General features: G+C 39.1%; 25 protein-coding genes, 2 tRNA genes and 1 pseudogene. 4 read left to right on the top strand and 24 right to left on the bottom strand.

Annotated elements, in window-relative coordinates:
* Positions 1 to 17 precede the first annotated feature (17 nt).
* From rpsA to parE, 10 genes are all read right to left on the bottom strand, one after another.
* Positions 18 to 1,217: a 30S ribosomal protein S1 gene (rpsA, locus tag HMPREF2634_RS05975; RefSeq protein ID WP_003024424.1), complete on the bottom strand. Its 1,200-nt coding sequence runs from the start codon at positions 1,215 to 1,217 to the stop codon at positions 18 to 20.
* A gap of 161 nt (positions 1,218 to 1,378) precedes the next feature.
* A tRNA-Gln gene (locus HMPREF2634_RS05970) sits at positions 1,379 to 1,450 on the bottom strand.
* A 41-nt stretch (positions 1,451 to 1,491) separates the two neighbouring features.
* Positions 1,492 to 1,572 (bottom strand) — tRNA-Tyr (locus tag HMPREF2634_RS05965).
* A gap of 52 nt (positions 1,573 to 1,624) precedes the next feature.
* On the bottom strand, positions 1,625 to 1,855 hold the full coding sequence (locus tag HMPREF2634_RS05960) for a DUF2969 domain-containing protein (RefSeq protein ID WP_003024423.1): 231 nt from the start codon (positions 1,853 to 1,855) through the stop codon (positions 1,625 to 1,627).
* A 104-nt stretch (positions 1,856 to 1,959) separates the two neighbouring features.
* Positions 1,960 to 2,997 carry a branched-chain amino acid aminotransferase gene (locus HMPREF2634_RS05955; protein WP_256381277.1) on the bottom strand — a complete coding sequence of 346 codons (1,038 nt, stop codon included), beginning with the start codon at positions 2,995 to 2,997 and terminating at the stop codon, positions 1,960 to 1,962.
* Positions 2,998 to 3,118: 121 nt separating this feature from the next.
* Positions 3,119 to 5,575, bottom strand: a complete 2,457-nt coding sequence (gene parC / locus HMPREF2634_RS05950) for a DNA topoisomerase IV subunit A (RefSeq protein WP_070836401.1) — start codon at positions 5,573 to 5,575, stop codon at positions 3,119 to 3,121.
* A gap of 212 nt (positions 5,576 to 5,787) precedes the next feature.
* Positions 5,788 to 6,609, bottom strand: a complete 822-nt coding sequence (locus HMPREF2634_RS05945) for an aminoglycoside 6-adenylyltransferase (RefSeq protein ID WP_070836397.1) — start codon at positions 6,607 to 6,609, stop codon at positions 5,788 to 5,790.
* A 19-nt stretch (positions 6,610 to 6,628) separates the two neighbouring features.
* On the bottom strand, positions 6,629 to 7,363 hold the full coding sequence (locus HMPREF2634_RS05940) for a DUF6261 family protein (protein ID WP_070836395.1): 735 nt from the start codon (positions 7,361 to 7,363) through the stop codon (positions 6,629 to 6,631).
* A 195-nt stretch (positions 7,364 to 7,558) separates the two neighbouring features.
* Positions 7,559 to 8,383: a hypothetical protein gene (locus tag HMPREF2634_RS05935; RefSeq protein ID WP_037596983.1), complete on the bottom strand. Its 825-nt coding sequence runs from the start codon at positions 8,381 to 8,383 to the stop codon at positions 7,559 to 7,561.
* 18 nt (positions 8,384 to 8,401) lie between these two features.
* Positions 8,402 to 10,345, bottom strand: coding sequence for a DNA topoisomerase IV subunit B (gene parE / locus HMPREF2634_RS05930; protein ID WP_070836393.1), 1,944 nt, complete (start codon positions 10,343 to 10,345; stop codon positions 8,402 to 8,404).
* Between the two features lie 182 nt (positions 10,346 to 10,527).
* Here parE and plsY point away from each other — a divergent pair, with 182 nt between their 5' ends.
* Positions 10,528 to 11,175: a glycerol-3-phosphate 1-O-acyltransferase PlsY gene (plsY, locus tag HMPREF2634_RS05925; RefSeq protein WP_021001713.1), complete on the top strand. Its 648-nt coding sequence runs from the start codon at positions 10,528 to 10,530 to the stop codon at positions 11,173 to 11,175.
* A gap of 37 nt (positions 11,176 to 11,212) precedes the next feature.
* Here plsY and nt5e read toward each other — a convergent pair whose 3' ends face one another.
* The 4 genes from nt5e to HMPREF2634_RS05905 all read right to left on the bottom strand — a co-directional run bounded on the left by nt5e (position 11,213) and on the right by HMPREF2634_RS05905 (position 15,278).
* On the bottom strand, positions 11,213 to 13,366 hold the full coding sequence (nt5e, locus tag HMPREF2634_RS05920; protein WP_021001714.1) for a cell surface ecto-5'-nucleotidase Nt5e: 2,154 nt from the start codon (positions 13,364 to 13,366) through the stop codon (positions 11,213 to 11,215).
* Positions 13,367 to 13,525: 159 nt separating this feature from the next.
* Complete coding sequence (locus HMPREF2634_RS05915; protein ID WP_021001715.1) at positions 13,526 to 14,161, bottom strand: hypothetical protein; 636 nt, start codon at positions 14,159 to 14,161, stop codon at positions 13,526 to 13,528.
* Positions 14,162 to 14,208: 47 nt separating this feature from the next.
* Entirely contained in the window at positions 14,209 to 14,676 is a 468-nt protein-coding gene (locus HMPREF2634_RS05910; protein ID WP_021001716.1) for a deoxycytidylate deaminase, read from the bottom strand.
* A gap of 17 nt (positions 14,677 to 14,693) precedes the next feature.
* On the bottom strand, positions 14,694 to 15,278 hold the full coding sequence (locus HMPREF2634_RS05905) for a TetR/AcrR family transcriptional regulator (RefSeq protein WP_021001717.1): 585 nt from the start codon (positions 15,276 to 15,278) through the stop codon (positions 14,694 to 14,696).
* A 134-nt stretch (positions 15,279 to 15,412) separates the two neighbouring features.
* Between HMPREF2634_RS05905 and HMPREF2634_RS05900 the strand changes: the two genes are divergently transcribed.
* The gene (locus tag HMPREF2634_RS05900; protein ID WP_021001718.1) at positions 15,413 to 16,258 is read left to right on the top strand and encodes a DegV family protein; all 846 of its coding nucleotides are present in this window, start codon (positions 15,413 to 15,415) and stop codon (positions 16,256 to 16,258) included.
* 42 nt (positions 16,259 to 16,300) lie between these two features.
* Here the strand turns inward: HMPREF2634_RS05900 and HMPREF2634_RS05895 are convergent, their stop codons facing one another.
* From HMPREF2634_RS05895 to eno, 4 genes are all read right to left on the bottom strand, one after another.
* Positions 16,301 to 17,032, bottom strand: a complete 732-nt coding sequence (locus tag HMPREF2634_RS05895) for a DUF3307 domain-containing protein (protein WP_003024403.1) — start codon at positions 17,030 to 17,032, stop codon at positions 16,301 to 16,303.
* Positions 17,025 to 17,699 carry a SatD family protein gene (locus HMPREF2634_RS05890; RefSeq protein ID WP_021001719.1) on the bottom strand — a complete coding sequence of 225 codons (675 nt, stop codon included), beginning with the start codon at positions 17,697 to 17,699 and terminating at the stop codon, positions 17,025 to 17,027. The genes HMPREF2634_RS05895 and HMPREF2634_RS05890 overlap by 8 nt, the downstream gene beginning before the upstream one ends.
* A gap of 160 nt (positions 17,700 to 17,859) precedes the next feature.
* Positions 17,860 to 18,600 (bottom strand): NAD-dependent protein deacylase, encoded by a 741-nt coding sequence (locus HMPREF2634_RS05885; RefSeq protein ID WP_003024399.1) that lies wholly within the window; start codon positions 18,598 to 18,600, stop codon positions 17,860 to 17,862.
* A 78-nt stretch (positions 18,601 to 18,678) separates the two neighbouring features.
* Positions 18,679 to 19,983, bottom strand: a complete 1,305-nt coding sequence (gene eno / locus HMPREF2634_RS05880) for a surface-displayed alpha-enolase (protein ID WP_070836391.1) — start codon at positions 19,981 to 19,983, stop codon at positions 18,679 to 18,681.
* 175 nt (positions 19,984 to 20,158) lie between these two features.
* On the opposite strand from eno, the gene HMPREF2634_RS05875 reads away from it, so the two are divergent.
* Positions 20,159 to 20,611: a YueI family protein gene (locus tag HMPREF2634_RS05875; protein ID WP_021001720.1), complete on the top strand. Its 453-nt coding sequence runs from the start codon at positions 20,159 to 20,161 to the stop codon at positions 20,609 to 20,611.
* An 11-nt stretch (positions 20,612 to 20,622) separates the two neighbouring features.
* Positions 20,623 to 20,945, top strand: a pseudogene (locus tag HMPREF2634_RS05870) (nuclear transport factor 2 family protein).
* Positions 20,946 to 21,030: 85 nt separating this feature from the next.
* Here the strand turns inward: HMPREF2634_RS05870 and HMPREF2634_RS05865 are convergent.
* The 6 genes from HMPREF2634_RS05865 to HMPREF2634_RS05840 all read right to left on the bottom strand — a co-directional run bounded on the left by HMPREF2634_RS05865 (position 21,031) and on the right by HMPREF2634_RS05840 (position 26,934).
* A complete protein-coding gene (locus HMPREF2634_RS05865) occupies positions 21,031 to 21,780 on the bottom strand; it encodes a PHP domain-containing protein (protein ID WP_021001722.1) in 750 nt (249 codons plus the stop codon).
* 238 nt (positions 21,781 to 22,018) lie between these two features.
* Positions 22,019 to 23,212 carry an MFS transporter gene (locus tag HMPREF2634_RS05860; RefSeq protein ID WP_021001723.1) on the bottom strand — a complete coding sequence of 398 codons (1,194 nt, stop codon included), beginning with the start codon at positions 23,210 to 23,212 and terminating at the stop codon, positions 22,019 to 22,021.
* A 320-nt stretch (positions 23,213 to 23,532) separates the two neighbouring features.
* A complete protein-coding gene (gene asnS / locus HMPREF2634_RS05855; RefSeq protein ID WP_003024388.1) occupies positions 23,533 to 24,879 on the bottom strand; it encodes an asparagine--tRNA ligase in 1,347 nt (448 codons plus the stop codon).
* A 19-nt stretch (positions 24,880 to 24,898) separates the two neighbouring features.
* Positions 24,899 to 25,267, bottom strand: coding sequence for a VOC family protein (locus tag HMPREF2634_RS05850; RefSeq protein ID WP_021001725.1), 369 nt, complete (start codon positions 25,265 to 25,267; stop codon positions 24,899 to 24,901).
* Positions 25,268 to 25,270: 3 nt separating this feature from the next.
* Complete coding sequence (locus HMPREF2634_RS05845) at positions 25,271 to 26,449, bottom strand: pyridoxal phosphate-dependent aminotransferase (protein ID WP_021001726.1); 1,179 nt, start codon at positions 26,447 to 26,449, stop codon at positions 25,271 to 25,273.
* On the bottom strand, positions 26,446 to 26,934 hold the full coding sequence (locus tag HMPREF2634_RS05840; RefSeq protein WP_037593712.1) for a cell wall elongation regulator TseB-like domain-containing protein: 489 nt from the start codon (positions 26,932 to 26,934) through the stop codon (positions 26,446 to 26,448). The genes HMPREF2634_RS05845 and HMPREF2634_RS05840 overlap by 4 nt, the downstream gene beginning before the upstream one ends.
* Between the last annotated feature and the right edge of the window lie 61 nt (positions 26,935 to 26,995).

Below are 26,995 nucleotides of genomic sequence, written 5' to 3'. Positions count from 1 at the left end.
CAATCCCTTTATTTTGCTTATAATTCAATGTCACCAAACAAGTCAGCCATTGAGAATCCAGTTTGAGTTTCTGGAAGTTCAAAGTCACGTTTTTCTTGGCGTTTTTGACGACGAGGACGTGATTGACGTTTTTCTTTTTGGCTGTCTTCTTGAGCCGGACGTTCTTCAAGAGCTTTGATAGAAAGTGATACGCGTTCTGCATCAGCATTTACATCAAGAACTTTTACGGTTACTTCTTGACCAACTTTAAGCACATCTTTTGGATTTTCAACACGCTTGTGTGAAATCTGTGAAATATGGACAAGTCCGTCAATACCTGGCAATACTTCAACAAAAGCACCGAAATCTGTCAAACGTTTAACTGTACCTTCAATCACATCACCAGCAGCTAATTTTTGTTCAACACCGTCCCATGGTCCAGGTGTTGTAGCTTTAAGAGAAAGTGATACGCGTCCTTCTTCTTCGTTCAAATCAAGAACTTTTACTTCAATTTCATCGCCAACTGATACAACAGATTTTGGTGAAACGTTGCGTTCGTGTGACAATTCAGTTAAGTGAACAAGTCCGTCAACACCACCAAGGTCAATAAAAGCACCAAAGCTTGTGATACGTGCAACTTTACCAGTCACGATGTCACCAACAGCTAATTTGCTAAATACTTCAGCACGTGCTGCTGCAGCTTTTTCTTCTACTACTTCACGGCGTGAAAGAATGAAACGATTTTCTTTTGGATCCACTTCTTTAATTTTTGCTTCAAATTCTTGGCCAACAAAACGTTCAGTGTTACGAACGAAACGAGTATCTAGCATTGAAGCAGGAATAAATCCACGAAGTCCTTCAAATTCTACTGAAAGACCGCCTTTAACTGCACGAGTACCTTTTACAGTAACAACTTCTTCTTCACGTCCAACCAACTTGTCCCATGCCTTGCGAGCTTCTAAACGTTTTTTAGATACAAGGTAAGTAACTGTATCAGTATCTTTACCAACTACTTGACGAAGAACAAGCAATTCAAGTGTTTCACCTGGTTTTACAAGGTCGTTAATGTCAGCTTCACGATCATTTGTCAATTCACGAAGGGTCAACACACCTTCTACACCAGTTCCAGCGATTGCAACATTAGCTTGGTTCGCATCAACAGTCAATACTTCAGCAGTAACGACATCGCCTGGCTCAACTTGGCTAACACTATTTAGCAAATCTTCAAATTCATTCATCTAAAAAAATCCTCCAACAATCAAGCATTTATTGCTTGACATACTTATAATATTTTTCCTAAGCACCGCAATGACATGAACTATCTTTAACGTTTCCCACCCTATAAAGAAATAAAATACCCTAAGATATTTTACCATTTATCTGATATATTACCTAAGAACTGGGGTAGCTGGATTCGAACCAACGCATGAGGGAGTCAAAGTCCCTTGCCTTACCGCTTGGCTATACCCCAAAAAAGAACGTGGTCATACCATTAAAAATTAAGTACGCTCATGGAGAGGGAGGGATTCGAACCCCCGAACCCGAAGGAGCGGATTTACAGTCCGCCGCGTTTAGCCTCTTCGCTACCTCTCCTGTATAATCAACAGTATTCATTATACCATTGATGAAAAGAAAATACAAGCATTTATTTACTCAAATTATAGGTTTCAATCAATTTTTCCACAGCATTTTCAAGTTTTTTATAAAAACTATCAACATTTTCATTTTTTATGATAGCAAATTGCCCGTTAAACTCAGCAATTTGACCAATGACTTTTTTTCCAATTGATAGAACATAACCTTCGTACTGGTCAGTTCCTACTTTGACTTGGCTATCTGCCAATTGGATTTCAATCTTTTTGTCTTTTTTACTCATCATATACCTCTTTCAAGTCTCTATTTTACAAAAAAATAGAAAAACTAGCAAGCAATATGCGAAATTTAAAGCTACCTCAACGGTGAGATAGCTTTAAAAAATTTCTAAACTTTGACAATCCAGCCTTCTGGTGCTTCAACATCACCAAATTGAATACCGGTTAATTCATTATAGAGTTTTCGAGTCACAGGTCCAACTTCTGTTTCACTGTAAAAGACATGGAAATCTTCACCATGCTGAATACCACCGATTGGAGAGATGACCGCTGCTGTACCGCAAGCCCCTGCTTCAGCAAAACGATCCAAATCATCAATTGGTACATCTCCTTCGATAGCTTTCAAGCCCAAACGATGTTCTGCTAAATATAGAAGAGAATATTTTGTGATAGAAGGCAGGATAGATGGGCTATATGGTGTTACAAATTCGTTGTCTTTGGTAATTCCAAAAAAGTTTGCAGACCCCACTTCTTCAATCTTCGTATGAGTGGCAGGATCTAGATAAATGACATCAGAAAATTTCTTTTCATGAGCCATTTGCCCTGGAAGTAAGCTTGCTGCGTAGTTACCGCCGACTTTAGCAGCGCCTGTTCCATAAGGAGCAGCGCGGTCGTACTTGTCGGAAACGATAAAGTTTGTCGGAGTCAAGCCTCCTTTAAAGTAATTTCCAACCGGCATGGCAAATACGGTGAAAATGTATTCATCTGCTGGTTTAACACCGATGATGTCACCAACACCTAACAATAGCGGACGAATATAAAGGGTTCCTCCCGTTCCGTACGGCGGAACGTATTCTTCATTTGCACGAACCACTTGCTTCACAGCATCTACAAACATATCAGTCGGAACTTGCGGCATCAAGAGACGGTCTGAGGTGCGTTGCAGACGTTTTGCATTTTGATCTGGACGAAATAGTTGTACACTGCCGTCTTTCGTGCGATAGGCTTTCATTCCCTCAAAGGCTTGTTGCCCATAATGAAGGCAAGGAGAAGATTCGGACATATGCAAAGTAGCATCTTCGGTCAATTCTCCTTTTTCCCACTGACCATTTTTATAATAAGCAAGATAACGATAAGGCAATTTCATATAGGAAAAGCCAAGATTTTCCCAATCAAGATTTACTGACATAACATTCTCCTTTTTAATTTTATGATTTTTATTTTACACTATTTTTAGATATTTTCAATAGTTTTTTGCAAAATTCTGAAAATTTTTTAATTTCAGTTTATACCTGAACAAAAAATCAGCCGCTTGGACTGATTTTCAATTATTTAATATTCGCAGAGAACACTTCTTCATCAGAAATAGTATCAGAGATAAAGCTACCGTTGCTGGTTCTTTCAGACAAACTGAGGTCTGCTAGATTCACTTGGTAAGTCGTTCCTTTGTTAGAAATGATTGAGAGAATCTGCTCTTCTTCTGCTGTTGGATGATCTGAACTGAAGAGATCTAATTCTGCAGGTTGCTCTCCAAAGACAGGACCTGCTTGGAAAATACGATGTGGCTTGGACTTCAGCTCGCGCAACACTTGCAAACCACGATTAGCTCGACTCGTCACGGGAATATCTGCAACTGCCATGCGCTTGAGCGCTCCACGCTGGGTCAAGATATAAAGTGAATCAGTATTGGCAATAAAAGCCGCTGCTAAGACATCATCTTTTTTGAGATTGATAGCTTTGACACCTGCTGCTTTAGCACCCACAACTGGCACTTCTTCAATATTGAACCGCAAGGCATAGCCGTTCTGGGTCACTAGCATAACATCGTCTAGCTTGATTGGAGAGAGTGTGATAATTTGGTCGTCTTCATTTTTTAATTTAGCAAACTTGACAGACTTGGACTTATAGGTGCGCCAAGGACTGAATTCTTTTCGCTCTACACGCTTGATTTGCCCTAGTTTTGTTACCGCAAAATAAGTGCCTTCGTCAAAATTATCTACTAACTCAGTGTAGATGACTTCTTCGTTGGTCTCAAAATTAGTAATGGTCTGGCTGAGGTGTTCCCCGATTTCTTTCCAGCGAATGTCTGCCAGTTCATGTACCGGTCGATAGATGACATTTCCAAGATTGGTAAAAATCAAAAGGTGCTGAGTGGTTTTCGCCGAGCTGACAAAAATCAGACGGTCGTCCTCGCGCTTGCCGACCTCGTCAACCGTTGATGAATTGAAAGAACGTGGACTGGTGCGTTTGAGGTAGCCGCCACGAGTGACGCTGACAAAGGTTTCTTCTTCCACAATCAGACTAGCCGTATCAATCTCAATGGCATTCGCCGTATCTTGCAATTCACTAAGACGAGGATTGCCAAATTTCTTTTTGACCTCACGCAGTTCACGCTTCATGAGATTGTACATGGTCCGCTCATCGCCGATAATGGCAGAAAACATGGCAATTTTTTCGCGTAATTCCGCCTGCTCTTCCTCTAGAATCGCCACGTCTGTATTGGTCAAACGATAAAGTTGGAGAGTGACGATAGCCTCTGCCTGCTCCTCGGTGAAATCATAGCTGACCTTGAGGTTTTCCTTAGCGTCAGCTTTATTTTCCGATGCACGAATGAGCGCAATCACTTCATCCAAGATAGAAATTACTCGAATCAAGCCTTCCACGATATGCAGGCGCTTCTCTGCTTTCGCTTTGTCAAAACGACTACGCGCCAGAATAATCTCTTTTCGGTGGGCGATGTAACTAGTCAGAATCGGTACAATTCCTACCAAACGCGGTGTAAAATGATCAATCGCCACCATGTTAAAATTGTAATTGACCTGCAAATCCGTATATTTAAAGAGATAATTCAAAATCAGCTCGGTATTGGCATCCTTTTTCAGCTCAATGGCAATACGAAGCCCGTAACGGTCAGACTCATCTCGCACTTCTGCAATGCCAGCTACCTTATTATTGACCCGAACGTCATCAATCTTCTTGACCAGAACAGCCTTGTTAATCTCGTAAGGAATCTCGGTGACAACAATCTGCTCTTTGCAGCCTTTGAGCTTTTCAATCTCCGTCCGAGAACGCACGACAACGCGCCCCTTTCCAGTCTCATAGGCTTTCTTAATCTCATCTCGCCCTTGCACAATAGCTCCCGTTGGAAAGTCAGGGCCCGGCAGAAACTCCATGAGTTTGTCAACCTTGGCTTTGGGGTGATCAATCATATACACCACCGCATCGATGACTTCAGCCAGATTATGAGGCGGAATGTCCGTCGCATACCCAGCAGAAATCCCCGTTGCCCCATTCACCAAAAGGTTTGGAAAAGCAGCAGGCAATACAGTTGGTTCTTTTTCCGTATCATCAAAGTTCCAAGCAAAAGGCACGGTGTCCTTTTCGATGTCTTGGAGCAAGTAGCCCGCAATCTCAGACAAACGAGCCTCGGTGTATCGCATAGCGGCTGGCGGATCGCCGTCCATAGAACCGTTATTTCCGTGCATTTCCACTAAAATCTCACGGTTCTTCCAGTCCTGAGACATACGCACCATGGCGTCATAAATGGAGCTATCACCATGCGGGTGGAAATTCCCCATGATATTTCCGACAGACTTGGCCGACTTGCGGTAGCCCTTGTCAAAGGTGTTGCCGTCTTTATTCATCGAATAAAGAATCCGACGTTGCACGGGCTTGAGTCCGTCACGAATGTCAGGCAAAGCCCGCTCTTGAATGATGTATTTGGAGTAGCGCCCAAAACGCTCTCCCATGATGTCCTCCAAGGACATGTTTTGAATGTTACTCATAAGATACAAAGGGACATTTCGGCTTGCCGAAAATTTCTGTAGAAAAATAGGAAATCGATGCAGGGTTCGATGAACTCCAATCGATTTATCTTTTTTTCTAAGTCTTAGTCCCGTGTTCAGTTGCTATACAACTAAACTATCCTTTCTGTAATTTTCTTTTTTAATGCTCCCTGATGTAAGAGGCATCTCTTATGAATGAGCAAAATGGATTATCACTTTCTTAGATTCAGTTTTTCTTTAGTGTACTGAATCATTTTTTCTGCAGCTTCTTTATCATAAGGAAAACCAGTCTTGAGAGAGAAAACCTGAGCTTCTTTGTGAAAAAATTGCTGCGTAGACAGTAAAGACTGGATGAGGCTTTCTTTATCAGAAAAATCAAGCAAAGTGGCAAATTCTTCCTCATTCTCAGCGGGCAAATACTGAAACAGATACTTGTAGTTTTTGCCGACATCAATCACTCCCTTTTCTTCTGCCACTTGCCAAGCCAATAACTTCAGCAATTCTTTCTGACAGATACCATAGAGATGATCCACCGCATACACAAATTGCTGACGCTGAATCCCCTTGACAACATAGGCTGAAACCCACCAGAATTCATTGCACGATTTTGCAAAATCATCTGCACTCGCTGGTTTTGTCCAATAACGTTTGGAACTAGGTGTATAGGGCTGAAAGAGTCCCTGGGGGTCATCCAGCACCGTGAAATCTGCTTCGCTATCCACCCATTCTTTGATATGCTCCTTGGGGCAAAGGGTCAGATCTATCCGATTGCCATCTTCAAAGAGCATGAGATAGAGGCGGCGATGGTCAAGTATATTATGTTGCTCGATGATGCGCTTGCCAAACGCTTCTAACCAAGCAAGGTCGGTTACCATAGCAACCAAATCATCCACAATGTAAACCACATCATAGTCTTGAAACTCATCCTTGGGAGCATTCGGATTTGTCCGCGAGCCAGATAGAGCGACTGCATCCGCTTGTATGACTTTTGCAATTTGCAAAATCAAATCCAACATTTCACTTTCAGTTCTCATGGAAGTCCCTACCTTTTTGTTAGATCACTTCTTTCGCTCTCTTAACCGCTTTGCGTTTTTTGTAACGGCTGCGAATGGTATTGAGGTGGTCGCGAAGATCTGCATAGTGGCTTCTTTCTGGGTAGGCATAGGTCATGATAGCGGTGAAATCCAACAGGAAATCGTAGATTTCTTGTAACTGAATGCGGAGTTGCTTGCTTTGGCTAGGCACTTTGCCTTTCAACTCGGTCAAGCGCTCCTTATAGGCTTCTTCAAACCGCTTTTGCGCAGTCATCAAACTTTCCACATGAGCTTCCAAGTGCAGTTTTGCCAGCGCCGTTTGATAGCTTGATTTTTTCAACTCTTGGAGCAGGTGGTTGATGCCCTCTGTCTCTTTTTCATAGTTGGCAGTCGCAATACCTGCGTAATTTTTCAGCAGGCCCGCCAAGGTGTCGTAGGCTTCTTTGGTCGCAGTCTCCTTGACCCGTGAAAACGCCCGCACCAAAGCAGTCAGCGTCCCCAAAGCATCGTCTCGCTCGCGGTCGGCTTGGTCTAAACTAGTCACCAAGCGACTGGCTTTCGCCTGATGAAGCCCCTCCTGAAACTTAGCCAAATGCTGGCTCATCTCTTCCAGCTTGCTCGTATAAATACTTTCAACCTTGTGCGCCTTGTTAAAAGCAGTAATCGCCTCTTTCGACTCGGTCATGAGCTGGGAAAATTCGTTGTTCTCCAAATTGCGTACCGTTAAACTAATGACTCCGTATTCTTTTGTCATAAACTCCTCTTTCTTCGTGTGTTTTTTTCGTTTTTTGCTTTAAAATCGCTCAGAACACATGTAAACGTTCGTCTTTTGTTCTAAAAATTCAAATCACACATGTGTGATTTGGTTTTTTACTCCTAGACAAGAAATTCTTCATGTGAAATTTCTTGTTTTAGGGGTGGGGAAGGTAATTTGAGATGTGGGATTGAGTTATCCTTCTCTTAAAAACGTTAATTCTGATAAAATTCTAGCTTCATCCAAACTTAGAATAACAAACAAGGATGAAGTGTAGATATCATCGTACCATTGTTCTAGTTTATCATTAGTCATATCAAGATGATATTGTTTAGCATTGTTATGTCTTAAACCAAAATTATTATACATTTCAAAAAGCTTTTCAAACGCAATAATCTTTTGATTATTAACCTTGAACACCTCCTTTAATTCCTCAGAATTATTCAATTCTTTTCTTAATGGCTCAAGGTAGTTCGCTAAAGAAATAAGTATTTCTTTCTTACGCTGAATATTTCCCTTATTTGCAAAATGATTATATTCTAAAACCTTTATTGCATCTTGTATATTTGTCTCAGATAAAATCTGAGAAACTTCCGAAGCATAAACATTCTTTTCAACGATGATTTTGTCACCATTTTCTAAAGTAATCAGTTCATGATTTGATAATTCTAAGAATCTTGTAATATTATCAAATATAACTTGAATAAACTGACATTCTTTTTCTGTAAATTTTCCCTCGAGATTATTAAATATATCGACTAATAACTCAGAGAAAACAAATAGTTGTTCAGTTGTATCATAGATGTTTGAAATAATAACTTCTATCATTTGTGAATAACTGGTGAACGTTGATCGATTAGGATAATCTAAGAAATTATCAGAAATGACACTATTTATCGTTGTATAATGGCCGCGGCCCAAATTATTCTCCATTTTAAGTAAGTCCACTAAATTTTTCAGTTCTCTCTGTGGATTAAACTCCATCTGGTTCAAAATATCAAAATAATTTTGTCGTGTCATAATATCTCCTATACTATCTTAAAACGCCGTCGTTTCTTCCAGCGTAAACTTAACATTATCTTCAATCCATTTACGGCGGGGTGGGACTTTGTCGCCCATGAGGACATTGACGCGGCGCTCGGCACGGGCCAAGTCGTCAATGGTGACGCGAATGAGGGTGCGGTTTTCAGGGTTCATGGTGGTTTCCCAAAGCTGGTCTGCGTTCATTTCCCCAAGCCCTTTGTAGCGTTGCAGCATGGCACCTTTGCCAAATTTCTTGCGCAAATCTTCTAGTTCGCCGTCCGTCCAAGCGTACTCGACAACCTCGTTCTTGCCTTTGCCTTTGGACATTTTATAGAGCGGGGGGAGGGCGATATAGACATGCCCTGCTTCTACGAGTGGACGCATGTAGCGGTAAAAGAAAGTCAGCAAGAGCGTCTGGATATGGGCGCCGTCCGTATCTGCATCGGTCATGATGATAATCTTGTCGTAGTTGGCATCTTCGAGGGAGAAGTCCGAACCGACACCTGCACCAATGGTGTAAATCATAGTGTTGATTTCTTCGTTTTTGAGAATGTCTGCCATTTTAGCCTTGGCGGTATTGATAACCTTACCGCGCAGGGGCAGAATTGCCTGAAACTTGCGGTCGCGTCCTTGCTTAGCAGAGCCACCCGCTGAATCTCCTTCGACCAGATAGAGTTCGTTTTTGGCTGGGTTTTTGGATTGAGCTGGCGTTAGCTTTCCAGATAAAAGCCCCTTGTCTTTCTTGTTTTTCTTGCCACTTCGGCTTTCATCTCTCGCCTTGCGGGCTGCCTCGCGCGCATCTCTCGCCTTAATCGCCTTGCGGATGAGATTAGATGCCAATTCTCCATTTTCCAAGAGGAAGAAAGTCAACTTGTCCGACACAATCGAATCCACCGCAGGACGAGCAAGCGGACTGCCCAGCTTGTCCTTGGTCTGTCCTTCAAATTGCAAATGTTCTTCTGGTACTAAGATAGAAAGAACAGCCGCCAAACCCTCACGGTAGTCAGAACCTTCCAGATTTTTGTCCTTTTCTTTCAGCAATCCAGTCTTTCTCGCATAGTCATTCATGACCTTGGTAATAGCTGACTTAAGCCCCGTCTCATGCGTTCCACCGTCCTTGGTGCGGACGTTATTGACAAAAGAAAGGATATTATCTGAATAACCGTCATTGTACTGGAGGGCCACTTCCACTTGAAAACCGCCCTCTTCTCCTTCAAAATAAAGAACTGGTGTCAAAGTTTCCTTGTCTTCATTCAGATAGCTGACAAAGTCCTGCACCCCATTTTCATAATGAAAATCAACAGACTCGCCCGTTCGCTCATCTGTCAGAGAAAGGTGAACGTTTTTGAGCAAAAAGGCTGATTCATTAAGCCGCTCTGCGATTGTATTATATTTAAAATCAATCGTTGAAAAAATCGTGTCGTCAGGCATAAAGGTAACTTTTGTGCCTGTTTTTGATTTAGGAGCTTTGCCAATCTTTTCCAGACTGGTAACAGGTTTCCCACCCTTCTCAAATCGTTGCCGATAAACCGTTCCGTCACGTGTGATTTCAACTTCCAGCCAGCTAGACAGCGCATTAACAACAGAAGAACCAACACCGTGGAGACCCCCAGAGGTCTTGTAGCCGCCCTGACCGAACTTGCCCCCAGCGTGGAGCACCGTAAAGATAACTTCCACTGTCGGGATTCCCATAGCGTGCATACCGACCGGCATTCCCCGACCGTGGTCTGCTACAGTCAAACTCCCGTCTTTGTGAATGGTCACGTCAATCTTGTCGCCAAAGCCAGACAGAGCCTCATCGACTGCATTGTCAACAATTTCCCAGACCAAATGGTGAAGCCCAGTTGCATCCGTTGATCCGATATACATACCAGGACGTTTACGAACCGCGTCCAATCCTTCTAATACTTGAATGGCATCATCATTGTAATTGTTAATATTGATTTCCTTTTTTGCCACAAGGAACCTCCTGAATCATTCATCCTTTCTATCTTACAAGTTTTTAGCAAATTTTGCAAAGATTTTTAGAAAATAGTGTATTCTTTCTGCTTCTCGCCGCTATTTTTTCAGCCTAGACAAATTTTATAAAATATTTCTGGTCGTTCAACTATCAAAATCAAAATTCATGGTATAATAAAAACATGATAAAGATAGTTTTTACATTGATAGTGGCTTATTTGATTGGTTCAATCCCTGCTGGGCTTTGGATTGGACAAGTATTTTACAAGAAAAATCTCCGCGAATACGGCAGCGGAAATACAGGGACGACCAATACCTTTCGTGTCCTTGGAAAAAAAGCAGGCATCATCACCTTTATTTTTGACTTTTTTAAAGGGACATTTGCGACACTATTGCCATTTTTCCTTCATATCAACGGTATTTCTCCTCTCGTTTTTGGACTTTTAGCCGTTCTTGGGCATACCTTCCCCATTTTTGCTGAATTTAAAGGCGGTAAAGCCGTGGCAACCAGTGCAGGTGTCATTCTGGGCTTCTCACCGACTTTCTTCACTTATTTAGCTGTCATCTTTTTCAGCTGCTTGTATCTGACTAGTATGATTTCCTTTTCAAGTGTGACAGCTGCTGTCTCCGCTATTCTGGGAGTCTTAATTTTCCCACTATTTGGCTTTCTTTTACCACGTTATGATGTACTCTTTACCGTAATTGTACTCGCATTAGCGCTCATCATTATCGTCCGACACAAAGATAATATCCAGCGAATTCGGATGAAACAAGAAAACCTCATTCCCTTCGGATTGAATATCACAAAACAACAACCTAAACAGAAATAAAAGAAGCTAGGATAAAAAATCTTAGCTTCCTCTTATTTTATTCTTTGTGAGCTTTTTTAAATCTGGATAATCCTAAAAGTCCAACGACAAAGCCAAGTAAACTGATAAAGGTGGTATCTGTTGTACCTGTTTCTGGCAAGCTCTTTTGACCTGAAGTCACAAATTGTTTGTGTACATTGACTGGAATCGTTGCCGTTCTTTGATGTGTATTTGTTTGAACTGCTGGCACAAGTTCTTTTTCTCCAGTTTCATTTGGCTTCACTTGGTTAGCAGCTTGATCCTGAAGTTTCTTGTATTGTGCAGTTGAGATTGAGATAGTTCGTGAATTAGGATTGACAACCGCATAAGCTGTTAAGTCTGTTTTTGCTAAATAGTCCGCAAAAGCCACATCCATTGAAGGACCTTCTTCGCGAGCCCCGCCCAACATACCATAACCATCACCACCTGCAGCCAAGAAATCGTTGGTTGTAAGATAGTAAGTTTTTGCGAGATTTAATTTTTCGTATTTTCCTGTTTCAGGATTTTTGATTTCAATGCCAAGAATACGCTTATCGGCTGGCAAGGTAGTGTCATAATAAACTTTTGCTCCAGAAACTTGTAGGAAACCGCCGCTTGGTTCAAGTAACGGTTGCCCATTTTCATCTAGGACTGGTTTGCCGTCTTTTTCTTGTACAATAGAACCTAAAGACTTAGCAAACATGTCTGCGATGTTTTGCCCAGTTACTTTTATTTGAGTAATGGTATTACCAAATGGTAGAACAGCAATGATATCTCCTTTGGTGATTGGTTTTCCTTTCGCAATTGTTTCACGAAGTCCGCCGCCGTTAGTTACAGCAAGGTCTGTCTTATGACTGAATCCTGTTTGCCCGTACTCATAGAGCGCATCTGCTACGACATTTCCAAGATTGGTTTCCCGCACACGGACATTTTCTCGATTACCATTTAACTCAACCGGGCTATTAGCAACGACCACTTTTGCGTTTTCTTGGTCATATTTCTCTTTGATTTTGTTTACTAATTGCTGAATAGCTGGATCCGGAGTAACGCCTTTTACTGAATTGGCTGAGATTTGTTGAGGATTTCCTAAGATTTGACCAGATTTATACGTTACTTTTCCGATATTATGCAAGTAACTACCTGTTTGATTATAAGTAACATTGTCGCCATAGGTCACTGATTCTACAGTATGTGAATGCCCGTCAATCACTGTCACACGTTTTCCTTTTAGCAAAGGATTTTTTGATAATGCTTCTGCCAAGGTAGAACCGCGCCATTCAACTGGTGTCGTCGTATCTACACCCAAATGCGCCAAAACGACATAATGTTTGTAAGTTTTACCTTCCGCTTTCGCACGAGATTCCACTTCTTCAATGACTTTATTGACTTCTGAAATTGGATCTGTAAACGTAACCCCTTGAACATTGCGTGGGTGTGTTTTTGTTGCAGTTTCTGGCGTTGTCACCCCAATAACCACAAATTCATCTCCCACAACATTCTTGTCTTTATCAACAATCGTAGAAGCTTCAAAAAGACGTGCTCCATTGACATAAGTATTGGCACTAAGAAGAGGGAATTTCAAAATTTCTTTGTATTTTTTCACCTCATCCAAACCAAAGTCAAATTCATGATTTCCGACCGCCATTGCGTCATAGCCAATCTTATTTAATATATTCGCGCGTTCTTCTCCTTTTGAGCTATTGGAAATCGGAAGTCCTTGAAAAGCATCGCCTGCATCCACAACAAGTGTTGTTTGATTGGTCTTTGCACGTTCTTGCTCAATGACTGCTGCTAATTTAGCATCGCCAATGACTCCTTTTTCTTCCACAATACGACCGTGTACATCATTTGTATGAAGAATAACCGTATCTTTTTCAGATTGAGTTGTAGGTGCAGCAACCGCTTGAGCGGCTGGAGTTATAGAATCTGCTGGAGTTACAGAAGTTTCAACTTGTTTGTTCTCGCTCTTTTCTGTTACTTTCTCCGTGGAAGCTTCAGTAGCAGGCGAAACTGCTGAATCGCCTTGAGCGATCGTAGGGGCTACCGACTGATTTTCTTTAGGAACTTCTACTTGCTCTACAGGTGCTGTTGAAGCAGCTGGATCTACAGCATCAGCAGAAACCTGATGTGCTAAAATTGCTGGAGCAATTAGCAATGTTGACAAAATGGGGATAATGAATTTTTCCTTTTTCATAATCAATCCTCTTTTATTCTTTTTTGATTCTATTATACAAGATTTTCTGGTAAAATAAAACCTTATTGAGCAATCTTCATCTTATCGTTCGCTAAAATTATTCTAAAAAGAAAAATACTCTAACTTTTACATTAGAATATCTTATTTCACAAACATTATTTACAAACTTCTACCTTGTGAGTTTATCTGTGCCATTATGTCCTTCAGCCCTGCTGCTCCAACGGTATCACCTGCTTTTTCAAAACACGCCAGTGCTTTTTGAGCATCAAATTTAGCCATTTTTATATCTCCCTTAGCTAACATTACCTCAGCCAAGCCCCGATAAGCACAAGCATGATTGACAAAGTCATCTGTCTGCAACGCTAAATTTAGTGTTTCTTGCAAAAGTTCTTCTGCAAGGTGAATATTTCCAAGTTTGAATTGTAAATACCCCTGTTCGTACAAATTGACCGATGCCTTTAGGACATCATCGGGGAAATGCTCTGTAATAATTGCAGCTTCTGCCATTATCAAGTCATAAGCCTTTTGAAAATGCTCTTCTTCTCGTTCGACCATCGCTAATTGATGTAAGCCTATATGCTGTTCTTCCAGATTCTTTTCAGACATAGCTTGAGCATAATAGTCTTTTAAAACCTGACGAGCCAACTGAAAATCCTTTTCTTCCAAAGCAATATAAGCTTTTAAATTCAGCGTACTATAACTATCTTGGTCTATTTGATAAACGAATTGCTTGGCAAGCTGATATTGCCCGTCAAACAATGCTTGCCAGGCTTTTTGAAGTTGTTCTTCTGTCATAATTTCTTTCCTTTTATTCATAGAAAACAAAAGTCACACTTTAAAAGTTATATCAAATCAGTCTCCGAGATCGCTTCTTTTACTTTTTCGATTGGCAGATGTACTAGCTCAACTTTCTTTTCGCTATATAAATATCGCGCATAATCATCCATACGGTATCGATTGATATAAACCACTCGCTTGCAACCAACTTGTAAAAGCTGTTTCGTACAATTAAGGCAAGGGAAATGTGTGACATAAACAGTAAATCCTTTTGGGATTCCACGCTCTGCACCTTGCAAAATCGCATTTACTTCTGCATGTAAAGTCCTCACACAATGCCCGTCAACTATCAGGCATTCATGATCGATGCAGTGTTCCGTTCCTGAAACAGATCCATTATATCCTGTTGAAATAACTTTATTATCCTTTACAATAACTGCACCAACGCTTGCTCGTTTGCAGGTTGAGCGATTTGCAATCAAGAGCGCTTGTGCTGCAAAATATTCGTCCCAAGCCAATCTTTTTGTCGCCATATTGTCACCTTCTTCTCTTACTTATCACTCAGTTTATCATTTTTTCGATGTGGAAAAAGCGGCAGTCCGAGCGATGCAATCTTTTCTGCTGGAACTTTCATGCCGTCTTTTGTCCATTTGATTAAAACAGAAACCACCGCCGAACTCCAAAATGAATTCATGTAAGTTGAAGCTTCTTTTCTGGAACTATTTTGTTTTTCCAAGAAATCAAACACAGCACTTGTCAACAGTTTTTCTAAATTATAATCCACTGCTAAGCTAAGGATTCGTGCTTCTTTTTTGACTTCTTTAAACAAGAACAGCCACACTTGATAAAGCTCGGTTCTCATATTGAATTGTGCCAATTTATCGGTAATCTTTTGTACTGTTCGTTGGAAAATCTCTTGTAAAATTTCTTCTTTTGAATCATAATTTCGATAAAAAGCTGCGCGCGAGACACCAGCTCTCTCTACTAATTCAGAAATGGTAATTTTTGTCAACTCCTTCTTTTCCAACAATTGCAATAGCGAGATTTCTAAGGATTCTTTTGTAATTCGGTTAGATTCCTGATTTGATATTTTTAGATTTTCTAAAGATTTTTTCGATATTTTACGTTCCGACATAACATTTTCTTTCTACATGTAACAACCGACTGTAAAGGCTTTCTAAAGCGGTGTTTTCATGATATAATTGTAAAAAAAGGCAAACCTTTTGTCAATGTCTAATTAAGGGATCATCCCACTAAAGGAGAAATTGAATGACTTGGAAAATTGTAGCTGATTCAGGCTGTGATTATAGAACTATCGAAAACCTTGCTGTTGACACCTTATTTGAAAGTGTTCCTCTGACCATTCAAGTGGGCAATGAAATCTTTATAGATAATGCTCAGCTCAATATTGATAATATGATGGAAAAAATGTATACCACTTCTTCGGCTTCAAAGTCTGCTTGCCCTAGTCCAGATGACTATATGAAAGCTTTTATTGGAGCTTCAAATATTTTTGTGGTCACCATTACAGGAACCCTATCAGGAAGCTATAATAGCGCACAAGTGGCTAAAAGACTCTATCTTGAAGACCATCCTGACGTGAATATCCACATTATTGATACTCTTTCTGCTGGCGGTGAAAATGATTTGATTATCAAAAAGCTTAATCTTCTTATCGGTCAAGGTTTAAGTTATGAAGAAGTCATAAAAGAAATTACAGCCTATCAAGCAAAAACGAAGTTACTTTTCGTTCTCTCCAAGGTTGATAACCTAGTTAAAAATGGACGACTAAGCAAATTGCTTGGAGCTGTTGTAGGATTATTGAATATTCGTATGGTCGGCGAAGCCAGTCAAGACGGCAAGTTGGAGTTGCTTCAAAAGGCGCGTGGTGCTAAAAAATCACTAATAGCAGCTTTTGATGAACTCATCAAAGCAGGCTATGCCGGTGGACAAATCATTATTGCTCATCGAAATAATCCCAAGTTTTGCCAGCAATTTTCCGAAATGGTTCGTGAAAGATTCCCACAAGCTGTTATTGAAGTCATCCCGACTTCTGGACTTTGTAGCTTTTATGCTGAAGAAAATGGTCTCCTCATGGGCTATGAAATTCAATAATATAACGAAACTGTAGTCAATCACTAAACTACAGTTTTTATATTACAAATAAAGCAAACCAAAAACAATTAACACACTAATCATGCTAAAAAGTGAGCCAATGAGATAGTATTCTGCAAAGGACTGACTTTCAGAAATTTTGTTATACCGTGCGATTGACTTAGCAGTAAAGACTAAGCCAACGGAAGCGAACTGCCCAAATATAAGAGACAAAGCCATAATAAAACGCTCTAAAATCCCAATCATCGCACCTGCACCTGCTATAGTGTCTTGGTTATCTCCCTTTGACTGATACCTATTGAAGAAAAGCTTAAATAAAATATTAACAGGCTTTCCAACGATTGCTAAGAAAAGAAGAGTTTGAGCAACTGACGCTCCATTTTTCAGCCATTGTGGGTTGATTTTATTAGCTAATAAAGCATAAAATAGAAAAATACAAATCAAATGAAGGAGTTGGTCAATGATGAAAACTTGCTTTGTGAGTTTCTTTATTTCTATAAACGTGTTGAGCCTGTATTTCAGGAAATCAATAACTACATGACTAAGCCAAACAGCGATAAAGTAAATAATATTTTTCGGGAAAAAGATACTCAAAATCAGCAACGGAAGAAAAACAATGGCTAAATGCAGCAATAAATAAGGCAATTTTCGACATTTTAAATCTGCCATTTTTTGACTTTGCCATTGAAAATCAGCTAAAACATGCGCTAATAAGGTTAACAACAAGATTGGATGTTGTATAAAATAGTCTGAAAATCCCCACAAATTAGACATGTTTCTCCTCCTTCTCTATCGCATTTAACATCAAGTTCATCGCAACTCGTTTATTTCTGAGATAAATTTTTAACCCACTCGCCTTGATACGTTTGTTGAAAGCACTCGGAGTGATACCAAGTAGTTTTGCCATTTCTTTATGAGAAAATGTTTCATCGTATATATTTTCAGCTAGTAATTGTTTGAGGACATCATATTGGATATCTGTCCACTTGGACTGAATAAAAGAGCACGCAGCTAAAATAGCATTGATTGTCTGACCGACTTCTTCGTCTGCCAAAGAAACCGAAATGTGATTGATGCCATAGTCATTCTTATCATGAACATAGTTAATCGCTTCTCTCGCGAGCCAATACGCCGGACCGTCAGAACCAATGCTTTGTTCTTTGTTAATTTCTGTAATCATGTCTCCAGCACCAATCCCAAATCGAATTTCATAAGGAGCAAATGCCATAGAAAGCTGATCCATGATTTGAAACATATCCGAATTTGGTAAAAACAAAGCTTGAAATTCATCGCCAGCTGTGACTGTAAAGGGAGAAACTAAATATTTCTGATATTGCTGATTCAACTCTTTCATTAATTGCAACAATTTCTGTTGCGCCTGCGCTCGATCTTGTATTTTTTTTGATTCAATAATGTCTCCAATAAGAGCAACGTACATCATCTTCTCACCTCTTTTTGTCTATTATAATGGAAATTTAAAAAAATTTCCATTATAAAGGACATTTTCCAAAATTTCCGTCATGGAGGACATTTTTTAATCTACTATCTCTAAAAAATACAGCTAAGCACATGATTGAAACCATCATTTGATTTGAAAATGACTACCCCATTACTTTCCATGCCTTACTCAGCACTTCTCCAATCTTGCCCTTGATGACTAAGTCAGCTTGACTATCTTGTAGTACATTGTTTTTATTGATAACAACTAAGTGCCGTCCTTGAAAATAATGAACTAAATTAGCAGCTGGATAAACAACTAGCGATGTTCCGCCAATGATGAGTAGGTCAGCTTGACTGATAACCTGAATAGCTTGAGAAAAAACTTCCATATTTAACGGTTCCTCATAAAGAGTCACATCTGGCTTAACTACACAACCACAAGTCTCGCAATAAGGAATGATTCCTGGCAATTTCAAAAAATCCTCTAAGTCATAAAAACGATGACAGTTGGTGCAATAATTTCGGTCAACACTACCATGAATTTTTAATACGTTCCTGCTTCCTGCCATCTCGTGTAAACTATCAATATTCTGGGTAACAATTGCTTTTAATTTCCCTAGCTTTTCTAGATAAGCTAAATATTCATGGGCTACATTTGGCTTAGCGTTAGGATAAATAAGATATTTCTTGTAAAAGTCAAAAAACTGTTCTGGATAACGTTCAAACATCGTATGTGAAACTAGTTGCTCTGCTGAAAAATGCTGGTTTAACTCAATATTGTAAATACCATTTGAGCTGCGAAAATCCGGAATACCAGATTCAGTTGAAACACCTGCACCACCAAAGAATACAATATTTTGGCTACTTTGAATGATCTGAGCCAGTTCTTCAATCTTGTCCATATCGCCCTCCTAAAAGTTACCAATATTATTAAAGAAAAAATCGGCTAGCAGAACTAGCCGATTCATATTATAGCTGAATTATTTTGACAAGTTATAGAAAGATTTCAAACCACGGTATTCAGCAACTTCACCAAGTTGGTCTTCGATGCGAAGTAATTGGTTGTATTTAGCAATACGGTCAGTACGTGACAATGAACCAGTCTTAATTTGTCCAGCGTTAGTTGCAACTGCGATATCAGCAATTGTTGAATCTTCAGTTTCACCTGAACGGTGTGATACAACGGCAGTGTAACCAGCTTCTTTTGCCATTTCGATAGCATCAAATGTTTCAGTAAGAGTACCGATTTGGTTAACTTTAATAAGGATTGAGTTAGCACATCCTTCGTTAATACCTCTTTCAAGATAAGAAGTGTTTGTTACGAAGAAGTCATCACCAATAAGTTGTACTTTCTTACCAAGGCGTTCAGTAAGTTTCTTCCAACCTTCCCAGTCATTTTCATCCATACCATCTTCGATAGTGATGATTGGGTATTTGTCAACTAATTGTTCCAGATATTCGATTTGTTCGTCAGCTGTACGAACTGCAGCTCCTTCACCTTCGAATTTAGTGTAATCATAAACTTTACGTTCTTTGTCGTAGAATTCTGATGATGCACAGTCAAATCCAAGGAATACATCTTTACCAGGAACATAACCAGCAGCTTCGATAGCAGCAAGGATAGTTTCTACACCATCTTCAGTTCCATCAAAACGAGGAGCAAATCCACCTTCGTCACCAACAGCTGTTTCAAGACCACGAGATTTAAGGATTTTCTTAAGAGCGTGGAAAATTTCAGCACCCCAACGAAGAGCTTCTTTGAATGTAGGTGCACCAGCAGGCACAATCATAAATTCTTGGAAAGCGATTGGAGCATCTGAGTGAGAACCACCGTTGACGATGTTCATCATTGGAGTTGGAAGAACTTTAGTATTGAATCCACCAAGGTAGCTGTAAAGTGGGATTTCAAGATAATCAGCAGCAGCACGTGCTACAGCAATAGATACACCAAGAATTGCGTTTGCACCCAATTTACCTTTATTTGGAGTACCGTCAAGTGCAATCATTGCACGGTCAATAGCTTGTTGATCGCGAACGTCATAACCAATAACTGCTTCAGCAATGATATTGTTTACGTTGTCAACAGCTTTTTGTGTACCAAGACCGCCGTAACGAGATTTGTCACCATCACGAAGTTCAACTGCTTCGTGTTCACCAGTAGAAGCTCCAGATGGAACCATACCACGTCCGAAAGCACCTGATTCAGTATAAACTTCTACTTCAAGTGTTGGGTTACCGCGTGAGTCTAGGACTTCGCGAGCGTAAACATCAGTAATAATTGACATTTTTTACTCTCCTTTGAGTTATTTTATTTACATTCCTATCATACCTTAAAAATCAGTTTTTTTCAAGGAAAAATCGTGCCTTTCTATGAAATTTACGATAATTTTCTATGTAAGCGTTTTATATTTCCGAATGTTTCTTGGATAAATTTCAAAAAAAGTATGCTATACTAACTTTATGACAGATATAAATAAAACAATAATGGAAAAATCTCAAGGGGGATTAAAATTAAATCCTGATGAGCAAAGAAAATTTTTAGGAACATTTGAAGAACGGGTCGTAGCAGAATGTAGCATTGATGAGGCTAATAGTGCTCCTATCCACGACCACTTTAAAGAAATGTTACAAAAGATTATCTTGGACTATCAGCCTGTAACTGTGAAAATATCTCCCGAGGTTACCAATCAGTATCAAATTTTTTACTTAAAAATAGCAAAAGACCTTGGCTGCAAAGCAACAATCGTGTCTAGTAACTGCAAGAATTCTCCGTTTGGCTTGGTCATTCATAGTGATCATCCAGTAGAAATAGCTGAAAAAGAAATTGCTAAACAATTTTCTGAGTTTTTCCAAACAGATTCAACTCAAAAAACAGAAAAGAAAACTTCTTTTTGGGAAAAGTTGTTTCATTAAAGAGGCGATTGATGCCAAATTTAGATAAACTAACCTTATTCTTTCAAGCAGAAAATCAAAGAGACTGGAAATGTACCAAAGTTTTTTACATTCTGATATTACTTGGGAATTGCACGGGCAAGAAGTTTCAGTCATTCATGGAATAGATGACTATCTTCTGAAGATTCAGCAAACCTATCATCAGAGCAACGTTCAATTTTCCTGCTTGCATACTTTTTCAACTAATGAAAATCGGATTGTTACTATTCTCAAAAACGATTTTGGTCAACTATCCTGTGATATTTTTGAGTTTGAAAATGGTTTAATTATCAGAGAATATGAATATTTATTATAATGTTTCCATGTCCGACAACTACTACACCTTGTAATCTAAAACAAATATAATGGGAGGTTAAGAACTTTTTGTTCTAACCCCTTTTTTATAGCAACATTCCTTCGTCTATGTCAAATTCTGTTAGGATTTGCTTAATGCGGTCAAAATTCAAGCGAAAATGTTCTAACGTATGAGCATCAGAGCCAACAGAGTATTTCGTTCCACCTAGTTCTTTCACCAAAGACAGGGCATAAATATAAATATCTTCATGATTGTAGAGATACATAGACTTGCCATTCAGTTCAAAAGCCAAGTTATGTTCTATCATTTTTTGAAAGAGGGTACGAAGTTGGAGTTCAAAGTTTTTCAGTTCTTCAACCGTCACATTAAATTTGCGAAAACCATAGTCAAAATGAGCCAAAACATCAGCTGGAATACTTTCAATAGCTTCTTCTAATTCTTTTAAATAATCTGGAATCCATTGCATTTTTTCCAATTGCAAAACAGGAGTTTCTAAGTAATCGAATTTCCCATTGTGATGAACAGATAAAAGTTTCAAATCATAATCTTTATCTTCTAAAAAAGCCAAAGTATCTTTCTTACGTGGTCTATAATAGCCTATTTCAATTCCTTTTTTGATTCGATTTCCATATTTCTTATTGAGAAAAGCTATTTTTCTAGAATAAGACTCATAATCAGGAATATCATCGCGAGGAGAGCCTGCATTATACGGATAGGGATTAGATAAATCCAGATGTTCAGTCGTCACAATTTCTCCATCATAATGTTCCAAGTAATCTCTAAAATCAGTATCTGAATCGTAAGAAAAGTAAGTATGAAGATGATTGTCACGCATAATATTTTTCCTCCTATCATCTCTATAACACTAAGGAATTATATAGTAGTTTATACTAACTACAATATATAGTATTTTTAAACAAGACTTTCCTAAATTTGATAATTATATTTTGTAGTTGTGTAAAAAATAAGTATATAATTTTCCTTATATTTGCTATTTTTATCATAAGCAGCAACAACTGGTTGCATTCATTAAAAATTAGATACAAATCACTTCTGCGATAATAAATAATGAGCTAATTTTTGATTGATTTCAATTGTTTACGAATCATTTGAAATACAATCACTAAAAGCGGCGTTAGTAAGATTAAAACTAGCCCTAATCCAATAAAAGTCTGATCAAAACCAAAACTGTCAATCAGCCAACCAACAATCGGAAAAATGATAATCATGCTTAAACTGAACATCATTGAAGCAACACTTAACATGGTCGCTCTGGCTGAACTTGGTAAATACTGTTGCAAATCATTGTAAAATATTGGTTGATACATGGCATACAGAGCATTTGTTACCAAATAAATCATAATATACATGAATGGTGTTCCCAAAAATGACAGTACATAAGCTGCTCCTGTTAAGCTGACAACTACTGGAAAAATCCGAAAAGAATGCCATGTTTTCCCAATCTTACTGGCAAGAGAAACTGCCAAAATATTTAAGACGCTACCAATCAACATAACTGTCGAAATCTGCCATCCTGCCAAGTCTGGCAATTGCTTTTGATAGTAAAAGTAAAACATGCACATTATTGTTCCAACGAATTGGAAAATCATCATCCACGCAAAAAGACTCGGACTACTTTTCATTTCTTCTTTTACCGTCAGGATTATTTTCTTCATCGTAACCACTTCGTCATTTTTCTTTTTCATTGTCGGTTCTTTTATCAACCAAATCAGAATTAAAACAATAATAGAAACTGCAATCATGATATAATAGGTAATATACAAATATCCATGTACAAATAACCCCGCTAGTACCGTTCCTAAAGAGATTGCTGCCTCAGAAACACCTGACATCAAACTTGATATTTTCAAATAACGGTCTTTTAAACCAGCTTCTACAGCAGAGTCATATAGCAGTGCAGAGCTCGTTCCTGAATCAAAGTTATAAGACAAAGCATTGATTATCATTGCCATTGCATATATCCAAAAATTCCCTTGCCCTGTCAACATCAAAATAGATGACAAAATACTTGTTAAACGGCTGATATACAGATTAGCCTTATAAGAAAACCTGTCGGCTAACATGCCTGACGGAATTTCAAAAACAATGCCTGTTGCATGAAAAATACTCTCTAACAGCCCAATTTGCAGTAAAGACATACCATTTTGACTGAGGAATAAAATCCAAAAACTCGTAATACCTAGAAATCCTAAGAATTCCACTCCTGTCATAAGAGGAATATTTCTTTTGTAACTTCTCCTAAACATACTTTTTCCTTTACTAAGAAGAAACCGAACTTCCCGTTCAGTTTTCTAACTTATTCATTTTTCATAATATTTCAATTTTAAAGAGGTTGGGACATAAGCTCCCAACCTCATGCATTTTATAGTTTGGCTTGCAAAACCCAGTGGTTGGTTGGATATCCTTATCCCTTGTTATACAAGTGACAACGGCTATCCTAACCAACTTGTGCGGAGGCGGGAGTAAAACAGTCCAGTGGACTGTTTTAGGTCAGCAACTAGAAACTAGAACTTGCTGAAAAATCAAATTCTTCGAATGATTGATTTCTATCCCACTCTCACATTTCCTAAGGTTCAATTCTGTGGAGCATACGTGGGAATGGAATGGCTTCACGGATGTGTTTCGTTCCTGCAACAAATGTCACCATACGTTCCAAACCAAGTCCAAATCCAGCATGAGGAACTGAACCATATTTACGAAGATCTAGATAGAAAGCATAGTCATCAGGGTTCAGACCATTTTCTTCAATCTTCGCTAATAATTTTTCATAGCTTTCTTCACGAGCAGAACCACCTATGATTTCTCCATAGCCCTCTGGTGCTAAAAGGTCTGCACAAAGCACACGTTCTTCGTTACCAGGAACAGGTTTCATATAGAAAGCCTTAAAGCTAGCAGGGTAGTTCACAACGAAAGTTGGCACACCAAAATAGTTTGAAATCCAAGTTTCGTGTGGTGACCCGAAATCATCACCTCGTTCGATATGCTCATACTCAGCTTCTTCATCATTTTCGTGTTCTTGTAAGAGGTCAATTACTTCATCGTAAGAAATACGTTTGAAGGGTTCTGCCACGTATTTTTTAAGAAGATCAGTATCACGTTCCAACACTTCAAGCGCATGTGGTGCACGATCCAAAACTCCTTGAATCAAAGCCTTCACATAAGCCTCCTGAAGATCAAGCGACTCATCATGAGTAACAAATGGATATTCTGCATCCATCATCCAGAATTCTGTCAAATGGCGGCGTGTTTTGGATTTTTCGGCACGGAAAACAGGACCAAAGTCAAATACACGACCAAGTGCCATAGCACCTGCTTCTAAGTAAAGTTGCCCAGATTGACTTAGAAAGGCAGGAGTTCCAAAATAATCTGTTTCAAAAAGCTCTGTGGAATCTTCTGCTGCATTTCCCGATAAAATCGGACTATCAAATTTGATAAAGCCATTGCGGTCAAAAAATTCATAGGAAGCATAGATAATCGCGTTGCGAATCTGCATAATTGCCATTTGCTTGCGTGAACGTAGCCATAAGTGACGATGATCCATCAAAAAGTCTGTTCCGTGCTCTTTTGGTGTGATAGGATAATCATTGGACTCTCCAACGATTTCAATATCCGTCACGTCTAATTCATATCCAAATTTTGAGCGCTCATCTTCTTTGACGATTCCTTTTACCAAAACAGCTGTTTCTTGGTTCAAGTGTTTGATGATATTAAATTTATTCAAACCCTCTTCTTCACCAAATTTTTCAAGGAAATTTGGCTTGAAAGCCACAGCTTGAAAAAAAGCTGTCCCATCGCGTAATTGCAAAAAAGCAATCTTTCCTTTTCCTGATTTATTGGCAACCCAAGCACCAATCGTCACTTCTTCTCCGACATGATTTTTAACATCCATAATTGAAGTATATTTTGTTGACACGTTTTTTCTCTTTTCTATTTTATTTTTTATGATAAACAGCCTCAATGTTGTTCCCGTATGGGTCTATCACAAAGGCCGCATAGTATCCCACATGGTAATTTTTACGTTCGCCAGGTGCACCATTATCCTTTCCTCCAGCAGCCAAAGCTGCTTGATAGAAAGCATCTACTTCTTGACAAGTTTGAGCACTAAAGGCAAAATGCATCGGCTCTTGTTGACCAACATTTAGCCAAAAATCACCACCCGGATCCACATCTCGCGGTTCTGTGAAACTAACGACCTGCCCCGTATCAAATTGAAGGTGATAATTTAAAGGAGTTAAAGTGGCTTGATAGAAAGCTTTAGAAACTTCTAAATTCTTTACCTTAAGGCTAAAATGATCGATCATTTTTTAACTCTCCATAAACGCCTTGATACGATGAACGGCCTCTTTCAAGGTATCCATATCCGTCGCATAACTCAGGCGAACATTCTCTGGCGCACCGAAACCAGCACCCGTTACAAGAGCGACACCTACTTCTTCTAGGATTGCTGTTGTAAACTCTGTCACATCTGAATAGCCCTTCATTTCCATTGCTTTTTTAACATTTGGAAAGAGGTAAAACGCTCCTTGCGGTTTCACCACTTCAAAGCCAGGAACCTCTGCAAGCAAAGGATAAATGGTATTGAGACGTTCTTCAAAAGCCTGACGCATGGTTTCAACAGTATCTTGAGGACCCTTTAAAGCTTCAATCGCCGCATATTGGGAAGCAGCGGTTGGATTAGAAGTCGTTTGTCCAGCCACTTTACTCATCGCTGCAATGATTTCAGGCTCTCCAACAGCATAACCCAGCCGCCAACCAGTCATCGAATACGACTTAGATACACCATTAATAACAATTGTTTGCTTGCGAATAGCTTCAGAAAGACTCGAAATCGGTGTAAATTCATTTCCATTGTAAACCAAGCGGCCATAAATATCATCTGCCAAAATGAGAATATCATGCTCTACAGCCCAATTACCTATCGCTAATAACTCCTCAGCAGTATAAATCATTCCCGTTGGATTGGAAGGAGAATTGAGCACCAAAACTTTCGTTTTCTCTGTCCGAGCAGCCTCTAATTGCTCAACGGTTACTTTGAAATGATTTGCTTCTGTCGTTTGAACAAAAACTGGTATTCCTTCTGCCATCTTAATCTGGTCGCCATAACTAACCCAACACGGTGCCGGAATAATCGCTTCATCACCTGGATTGATGACACTCATAAAAAAGGTATAAAGGGAAAACTTTGCACCCGTCGCAACGGTCACTTGATTTGGTTTAATCGTATAACCATAGTATTTTGCAAAATATGCTACAATTGCTTCCTTTAATTCAGGCAGACCACTGGTAACCGTATAAAAGCTAGCTCTACCGTCTTTTATTGCAGAGATAGCAGCATCTTGAATATTCTTCGGAGTTGGAAAATCTGGCTCTCCCAAAGTCAGCGAAAGGATATCACGACCTTGTGCTTTTAAAGCTTTTGCGCGCGCTGCTGCTGCTAAAGTTACACTTTCTTCCATATTTAAAACACGATTTGATAATATCATAGCCCCTCCTTGCTGAGCAATGTTCCTGTTTCAAATCCAACATTATAATAAATTGTTCCAGACTTGACTTCCCAGATTGGTTGCTCTTTTACATAGCCAAATGTCACTTTATCAATTTGTTTGGCACCACTCTCTTTAGCGATTTGTTTTGCTTTTTCTTGACTAATCCCTTTGGACAATTCATAAGTATAGATTTTATCACTATCTGCTTCTATTAGAACAGCAAGCTGCGTCTTTTTACGATTTTTCCCCAAAAGACTATAATAACTTTTTTCACCGTTATAAATAGCAAAGCGATCCACTTTATCCAAATCCGCATATTGACGAGCAATTTTACTAGCCGTTACCTTAGCTGATTGGTAAGGATCCATAGATAGATTTAAAATGTAAAGAAAAGAAAAAGTGAGAACGACCAAAACTATCACACTTCCGATAATATATTGCCAAATAATAAAATTTCTATCATTTTTTCTTCTATTTTTCACTCGTCCATTATACTATAAATAAGGATTTTTTTCTATCTTTTTCTAAAATTTGATTTTATTA

This window comes from Streptococcus sp. HMSC034B03 (assembly GCF_001838575.1).
In the GTDB taxonomy this organism is placed as follows: Bacteria; Bacillota; Bacilli; order Lactobacillales; family Streptococcaceae; genus Streptococcus; species Streptococcus anginosus.
This window is presented reverse-complemented; position numbering and strand designations above follow the sequence as displayed.

Excerpts from the sequence above, each read along its gene's own strand:
- rpsA (WP_003024424.1), bottom strand. The coding sequence starts at position 1,217 with ATGAATGAATTTGAAGATTTGCTAAATAGTGTTAGCCAAGTTGAGCCA.
- HMPREF2634_RS05960 (WP_003024423.1), bottom strand. The coding sequence starts at position 1,855 with ATGAGTAAAAAAGACAAAAAGATTGAAATCCAATTGGCAGATAGCCAA.
- parC (WP_070836401.1), bottom strand. The coding sequence starts at position 5,575 with ATGAGTAACATTCAAAACATGTCCTTGGAGGACATCATGGGAGAGCGT.
- HMPREF2634_RS05945 (WP_070836397.1), bottom strand. The coding sequence starts at position 6,609 with ATGAGAACTGAAAGTGAAATGTTGGATTTGATTTTGCAAATTGCAAAA.
- HMPREF2634_RS05940 (WP_070836395.1), bottom strand. The coding sequence starts at position 7,363 with ATGACAAAAGAATACGGAGTCATTAGTTTAACGGTACGCAATTTGGAG.
- HMPREF2634_RS05935 (WP_037596983.1), bottom strand. The coding sequence starts at position 8,383 with ATGACACGACAAAATTATTTTGATATTTTGAACCAGATGGAGTTTAAT.
- plsY (WP_021001713.1), top strand. The coding sequence starts at position 10,528 with ATGATAAAGATAGTTTTTACATTGATAGTGGCTTATTTGATTGGTTCA.
- nt5e (WP_021001714.1), bottom strand. The coding sequence starts at position 13,366 with ATGAAAAAGGAAAAATTCATTATCCCCATTTTGTCAACATTGCTAATT.
- HMPREF2634_RS05915 (WP_021001715.1), bottom strand. The coding sequence starts at position 14,161 with ATGACAGAAGAACAACTTCAAAAAGCCTGGCAAGCATTGTTTGACGGG.
- HMPREF2634_RS05910 (WP_021001716.1), bottom strand. The coding sequence starts at position 14,676 with ATGGCGACAAAAAGATTGGCTTGGGACGAATATTTTGCAGCACAAGCG.
- HMPREF2634_RS05905 (WP_021001717.1), bottom strand. The coding sequence starts at position 15,278 with ATGTCGGAACGTAAAATATCGAAAAAATCTTTAGAAAATCTAAAAATA.
- HMPREF2634_RS05900 (WP_021001718.1), top strand. The coding sequence starts at position 15,413 with ATGACTTGGAAAATTGTAGCTGATTCAGGCTGTGATTATAGAACTATC.
- HMPREF2634_RS05895 (WP_003024403.1), bottom strand. The coding sequence starts at position 17,032 with ATGTCTAATTTGTGGGGATTTTCAGACTATTTTATACAACATCCAATC.
- HMPREF2634_RS05890 (WP_021001719.1), bottom strand. The coding sequence starts at position 17,699 with ATGATGTACGTTGCTCTTATTGGAGACATTATTGAATCAAAAAAAATA.
- HMPREF2634_RS05885 (WP_003024399.1), bottom strand. The coding sequence starts at position 18,600 with ATGGACAAGATTGAAGAACTGGCTCAGATCATTCAAAGTAGCCAAAAT.
- eno (WP_070836391.1), bottom strand. The coding sequence starts at position 19,983 with ATGTCAATTATTACTGATGTTTACGCTCGCGAAGTCCTAGACTCACGC.
- HMPREF2634_RS05875 (WP_021001720.1), top strand. The coding sequence starts at position 20,159 with ATGACAGATATAAATAAAACAATAATGGAAAAATCTCAAGGGGGATTA.
- HMPREF2634_RS05865 (WP_021001722.1), bottom strand. The coding sequence starts at position 21,780 with ATGCGTGACAATCATCTTCATACTTACTTTTCTTACGATTCAGATACT.
- HMPREF2634_RS05860 (WP_021001723.1), bottom strand. The coding sequence starts at position 23,212 with ATGTTTAGGAGAAGTTACAAAAGAAATATTCCTCTTATGACAGGAGTG.
- HMPREF2634_RS05850 (WP_021001725.1), bottom strand. The coding sequence starts at position 25,267 with ATGATCGATCATTTTAGCCTTAAGGTAAAGAATTTAGAAGTTTCTAAA.
- HMPREF2634_RS05845 (WP_021001726.1), bottom strand. The coding sequence starts at position 26,449 with ATGATATTATCAAATCGTGTTTTAAATATGGAAGAAAGTGTAACTTTA.